The sequence below is a fragment of the Streptomyces griseoloalbus genome (assembly GCA_014650015.1).
Classification (GTDB): domain Bacteria; phylum Actinomycetota; class Actinomycetes; order Streptomycetales; family Streptomycetaceae; genus Streptomyces; species Streptomyces griseoloalbus.
In genome coordinates this window covers 1-5,614 of record BMUD01000012.1, presented here as the reverse complement: position 1 = coordinate 5,614, position 5,614 = coordinate 1, and the positions used below count along the sequence as shown (strand labels likewise).

Here is a 5,614-nt window from a genome sequence, read left to right as displayed (position 1 = left end):
CGAGCGCCTCACCCGTGCCGAGCACCTGCGTGATGCCGTCGAGGATGTGACCGGCGACGACGCCGACGTCGTAGGACCGCCTGCCGCGGCCGGGCAACGGCCGTTCGGCGCGGGCGAGTTCCGTCATCGAGAGGTCGAACAGCGCGACGCGCACCCGGGTTTCGCCGACGTCGACGCCGATCAGCCGTCCGCGGTCCGCCGCGACGCGGACCAGGGTGCGGGGCCGGCCGCCGTCCGCGCCGAGGCTGCCCGCCTCCTCCACCAGCCCCTCGGCGAGCAGTTCGGCGACGACGTTGCTGACGGAGCCCGAACTCAGTCCCGCGGCCGAACCCAGTGCGAGCCTGCTCATCGGGCCGTCGAAATACAACCGTTGCAGAACGGCGGTGCGGTTCTCTCTCCGCAGGTCACGGACGGTGCGTCCGATCCGCTTGGCCATCCGGCCCCTCCTCCGTGGCCCACGGCCGGCGACCGACCGTGCGCGACATCTTGACGTGTCCTTCTCTTGAGGTTTAACTCACGTCCTAAATTAAGCCATGAGGGGCTTCGGGGCGTGAACGGGGTGTCGTTTCCGGAAGCCGACCTCTGACTTCTCGCCTCCCGGAAAGGGACCCAGGAGCCATGCGCAGCATCCGAGCCGCGGCCGTAGGCGCCGTCACCATGTCTCTCGCTCTCGCCGCCTCGGCCTGTGGCGGGGGCTCCTCCACGGGCGGCGGATCCAACGACTCGCCCAAGGAACTCACCTACTGGGCCTCCAACCAGGGCGCCGGCGTCGAGATCGACAAGCAGGTGCTCCAGCCCGAGCTCGACAAGTTCGAGAAGGAGACCGGCATCAAGGTGAAGCTGGAGGTCGTGCCCTGGTCCGACCTGCTCAACCGGATCCTCACCGCCACCACCTCCGGCCAGGGCCCCGACGTCCTCAACATCGGCAACACCTGGACCGCCTCCCTCCAGGCCACCGGCGCCCTGCTGCCCTGGGACGCGAAGAACTTCGACAAGATCGGCGGCAGGGACCGCTTCGTGGAGTCCGCACTCGGCTCGACCGGCGTTCAGGGGCAGGACCCGGCCGCGGTGCCGCTGTACTCGATGGCGTACGCCCTCTACTACAACAAGGAGATGTTCGCCGACGCGGGCATCTCCGAGCCGCCGGCCACCTGGGACGAACTGGTCGAGACCGGCAAGAAGATCGCCGAGGACGGCAAGTGGGGCCTGGGCGCCGAGGGCTCCAACCTGTCGAACAACATCCACCAGGTCTTCGTCCTCGGCAAGCAGCACGGCGCCGACTTCTTCACCGCCGACGGCAAGCCCGACTTCACCTCCGACGGCGCCGTCGCGGCCGTCAAGCAGTACGTCGACCTGATGGCCAAGGACAAGGTCATCGCCCCCGGCAACGCCGAGTACGCCCAGAACCAGTCTCTCAGCGACTTCGCCAAGGGCAAGACCGCGATGGTGCTCTGGCAGACCGCCTCGGCCACCTTCAAGACCATGGGCATGAAGGACGACGAGTGGGGCGTCGCCCCCGCACCCGTCCCCTCCGGCGCACCCGGCGCCGGCACGCACACCAACTCCATGGTCGCGGGCATCAACATGGCCGTCTTCAAGAACAGCGACAACGTCGACGGCGCCGCCGAGTTCGTCAAGTTCATGACCAGCGACGCCGAGCAGAAGATCCTCAACAAGGCGTACGGCTCCATCCCGCCGGTCAAGTCCGCCCAGTCCGACCCGGCGTTCAACGGCCAGGCCACCTCCGTCCTGCGCGAGACCCTCGCCACCAGCGCCGCCGCGCTGCCCCAGGTGCCCGACGAGTCGCAGTTCGAGACGGCCGTCGGCACGGCCGTCAAGGAACTGTTCGCCGACGCCGCCGCCGGCCGCCCGGTGACCACCGAGTCGGTGAAGGCCAAGCTCGCCAAGGCCCAGCAGCAGATGCCGACGAAGTGAGCGCCTCGACCCCCACCGACACCGACACGACACGGACATCGCCATGACCACCACGACCGCCTCGGCGGGTCCGGGCGAACGGACGGTCGGCAAGAGCTCCCCCGGTGCGGCGCGCGGCCCTCGCCGCCGCACCGGGCGGATCCGCCGCATCGGACTGCCCTACCTGCTGCTCCTGCCGGCCCTGCTCCTCGAACTCCTCGTCCACCTGGTGCCGATGGTCATCGGCATCGTGATGAGCTTCAAGGAGCTCACCCAGTTCTACATCCGGGACTGGACCACCGCTCCCTGGACCGGCCTCGACAACTACGACATGTCGGTGGACTTCAACGCCCCCGTCGGCGAGGCGCTGCTCCACTCCTTCCTGGTCACCTGCGCCTTCACGCTCCTCTCCGTCGGCCTGTGCTGGTTCATCGGCACCGCGGCGGCGATCTGCATGCAGGACACCTTCCGCGGCCGGGGCCTGCTCCGCGCGATCTTCCTGGTCCCCTACGCCCTGCCGGTCTACGCGGCCGTCATCACCTGGGCGTTCATGTTCCAGCACGACAACGGCCTGGTGAACCACGTCCTGCACGACCAGCTCGGCCTCACCGACAAGCCGTCCTTCTGGCTGATCGGCGACAACAGCTTCGTCGCACTGCTCGTGGTGTCGGTGTGGAAGGGCTGGCCGTTCGCCTTCCTCATCGTCATGGCCGGCCTGCAGAACATCCCCAAGGAGCTGTACGAGGCGGCGGCCCTGGACGGCGCCGGCGTCTGGCAGCAGATCCGCCGCATCACCCTGCCGTCGCTGCGTCCGGTCAACCAGGTGCTGGTCCTGGTGCTGTTCCTGTGGACGTTCAACGACTTCAACACGCCGTTCGTCCTGTTCGGCAAGGCCGCGCCCGAGGCCGCCGACCTGATCTCCATCCACATCTACCAGTCGTCGTTCGTCACCTGGAATTTCGGCGCCGGCTCCGCCATGTCGGTCCTGCTGCTGCTCTTCCTGCTGCTCGTGACGGGCGTGTACCTGTTCCTGACCTCGCGCGAACGGAGGTCCGCCCGTGTCTAGCTCCCGGACGGCAGCACCCGAGTCCCAGACCGCGGCACTCCGGTCCCGGACGGCCGTATTCCGGCCCGGGACGGCCGCACCGCGGTCCCCGATGGCTGCCCCGCGCTCCTTCCTGTGGACGCGCCGCGTCTTCCTGACCCTGCTCACCGGCTTCGTCCTGCTGCCGGTGTACGTCATGGTCTCCAGCTCGCTCAAGCCGCTGGAGGACGTCACCGGCACGTTCCGCTGGCTGCCGACCGGTCTGACGATCCGCCCGTACATCGACATCTGGTCGACGGTCCCGCTGGCGAAGTACTTCGTGAACTCCCTCGTCGTGGCGGGCGTGGCGACCGTCTGCTCGGTCGTGATCGCGGTCTTCGCCGCCTACGCGGTCAGCCGCTACGACTTCCGCGGCAAGCGGGTCTTCTCGGTGACGGTCCTGTCGACGCAGATGTTCCCGGGCATCCTGTTCCTGCTGCCCCTGTTCCTCATCTACGTGAACATCGGCAACGCGACGGGCATCGCCCTGTTCGGCTCCCGCGGCGGCCTGATCCTCACCTACCTCACCTTCTCCCTCCCCTTCTCCATCTGGATGCTCATCGGCTACTTCGACTCGGTGCCGCGCGACCTGGACGAGGCGGCCCTGGTCGACGGCTGCGGCCCGCTCAAGGCCCTGTTCCGGGTCGTCGTCCCGGCGGCGATCCCCGGCATCGTCGCGGTCGCCGTCTACGCCTTCATGACCGCCTGGGGCGAGGTCCTGTTCGCCTCGGTGATGACCAACGACACCACCCGCACCCTCGCGGTCGGCCTCCAGGGCTACTCCACGCAGAACGACGTGTACTGGAACCAGATCATGGCCGCGTCGCTGGTGGTGAGCGTCCCCGTGGTGGCGGGCTTCCTGCTCCTCCAGCGCTATCTGGTGGCCGGCCTGACGGCAGGTGCGGTCAAGTGACCACCATCCCCGAAGAGACCGAAAGGACCTACGTGAGCATCGACTTCGCCGCACTCCCGCACGACTTCCTGTGGGGCACGGCCACATCGGCATACCAGATCGAGGGAGCCGTGGCGGAGGACGGCCGTTCACCGTCGATCTGGGACACCTTCTCCCACACCCCGGGCAAGATCGACAACAACGACCACGGCGACGTCGCCTGCGACCACTACCACCGCTGGCGCGAGGACATCGACCTGATGCGCCGGCTGGGCACCAACGCCTACCGCCTCTCCATCGCCTGGCCACGCGTGGTGCCGGGCGGCGACGGACCGGTCAACGCCAAGGGCCTGGCCTTCTACGACGAGCTGATCGACGGCCTCCTGGAAGCCGGCATCACCCCGTCCGTCACGCTCTACCACTGGGACCTCCCGCAGGTGCTCCAGGACCGGCACGCCGGCTGGCAGTCACGCGACACCGCGGAGCACTTCGCGGCGTACGCCTCGGTCGTCGCCGAACGCCTCGGCGACCGCGTCACCCACTGGGCCACCCTCAACGAGCCCCTGTGCTCGGCCTGGATCGGCCACCTCGACGGCGTCATGGCCCCGGGCCTGACCGACCTGACGGCGGCCGTCCGCGCCTCCTACCACCTGCTCCTCGCCCACGGCCTGGGCATGCGCGCGATCCGCGCGGCCGCCCCGAACGCCCAGGTCGGCATCGTCAACAACCTCTCCACCATCCACGCGGCCAGTGACCGCGAGGAGGACCTGGCCGCCGCCCGCCGCATGGACGGCCACACCAACCGCTGGTGGCTCGACCCGGTCCACGGCCGCGGCTTCCCGGAGGACATGCGGGAGGTCTACGGCGTCGAACTCCCCGAGCGCGCCGGCGACATGGAGCTGATCGGCGCGGATCTGGACTGGCTCGGCCTGAACTACTACTTCCCGCAGACGGTCGCCGACGACCCCACCGGACCGGCCCCCTACGTCCGCACCGTCCGCCGCGAAGGCGTCCCGCGCACCGGCATGGACTGGGAGGTCGACGCGAGCGGCATCGAGGACCTGCTGCTGCGCCTGACCGACGACTACGGGGCCCGCAGGCTGTACGTCACCGAGAACGGCTCCTCCTTCCCCGACACCGTCCGCCCGGACGGCACCGTCGACGACCCCGAACGCCAGGACTACCTGGCCGGCCACCTGGCGGCCTGCGCGTCCGCCGCCCGCAAGGGCGCACCGCTGGCCGGTTACTTCGCCTGGTCGCTGCTGGACAACTTCGAGTGGGCGTACGGCTACGACAAGCGCTTCGGCCTCGTCCACGTCGACTACGACACCCAGGCCCGCACCATCAAGGGCTCCGGTCACCGTTACGCGGAGATCATCCGCGGCCACGCGGACCGGGCCCGGCGAGCGGCCTGACACCACCACGTGACCGGCGGGCGCGGCAGTCACCCCGCGCCCGCCGGAACCGCTCGCACGGCACCTCATGAATGACATGAACGCAACACGTGCACCGCCCTCTCGTCACCCGTTACGGGGAACCGGCGCCCCACCCTCCCAAGGAGAGCCGCATGCCATCCCGTACCCCCCGCATCCTCCTGACCGCCCTCGCCACGGCCGGTGTCCCGTGGTGCCGCGTGTGCGGCAGCACCACGGGACACCGAGGCCGGGTTAGCGATCACCTCCGTTGACCCCGACACCGACCGCGACGGGACTTGCCGTACCGTC

Annotated in this window: 4 protein-coding genes and 1 pseudogene; 4 read left to right on the top strand and 1 reads right to left on the bottom strand. The window is 69.2% G+C overall.

Annotated elements, in window-relative coordinates; translation table 11 throughout:
• Positions 1-436, bottom strand: a pseudogene (locus tag IE178_RS19110) (sugar kinase); the annotation flags it as partial.
• Between the two features lie 182 nt (positions 437-618).
• Between IE178_RS19110 and IE178_RS19105 the strand changes: the two are divergent.
• From IE178_RS19105 to IE178_RS19090, 4 genes are all read left to right on the top strand, one after another.
• A complete protein-coding gene (locus IE178_RS19105; protein WP_193513150.1) occupies positions 619-1,935 on the top strand; it encodes an ABC transporter substrate-binding protein in 1,317 nt (438 codons plus the stop codon).
• A 43-nt stretch (positions 1,936-1,978) separates the two neighbouring features.
• Positions 1,979-2,980 (top strand): carbohydrate ABC transporter permease, encoded by a 1,002-nt coding sequence (locus tag IE178_RS19100; RefSeq protein WP_193513149.1) that lies wholly within the window; start codon positions 1,979-1,981, stop codon positions 2,978-2,980.
• A 91-nt stretch (positions 2,981-3,071) separates the two neighbouring features.
• Entirely contained in the window at positions 3,072-3,911 is an 840-nt protein-coding gene (locus tag IE178_RS19095; protein WP_193513148.1) for a carbohydrate ABC transporter permease, read from the top strand.
• A 32-nt stretch (positions 3,912-3,943) separates the two neighbouring features.
• Positions 3,944-5,305, top strand: coding sequence for a GH1 family beta-glucosidase (locus IE178_RS19090; RefSeq protein WP_438874393.1), 1,362 nt, complete (start codon positions 3,944-3,946; stop codon positions 5,303-5,305).
• Positions 5,306-5,614: the final 309 nt, after the last annotated feature.

Coding starts and splice junctions, on each gene's coding strand:
- IE178_RS19105 (WP_193513150.1), top strand. CDS start 619: ATGCGCAGCATCCGAGCCGCGGCCGTAGGCGCCGTCACCATGTCTCTC.
- IE178_RS19100 (WP_193513149.1), top strand. CDS start 1,979: ATGACCACCACGACCGCCTCGGCGGGTCCGGGCGAACGGACGGTCGGC.
- IE178_RS19095 (WP_193513148.1), top strand. CDS start 3,072: ATGGCTGCCCCGCGCTCCTTCCTGTGGACGCGCCGCGTCTTCCTGACC.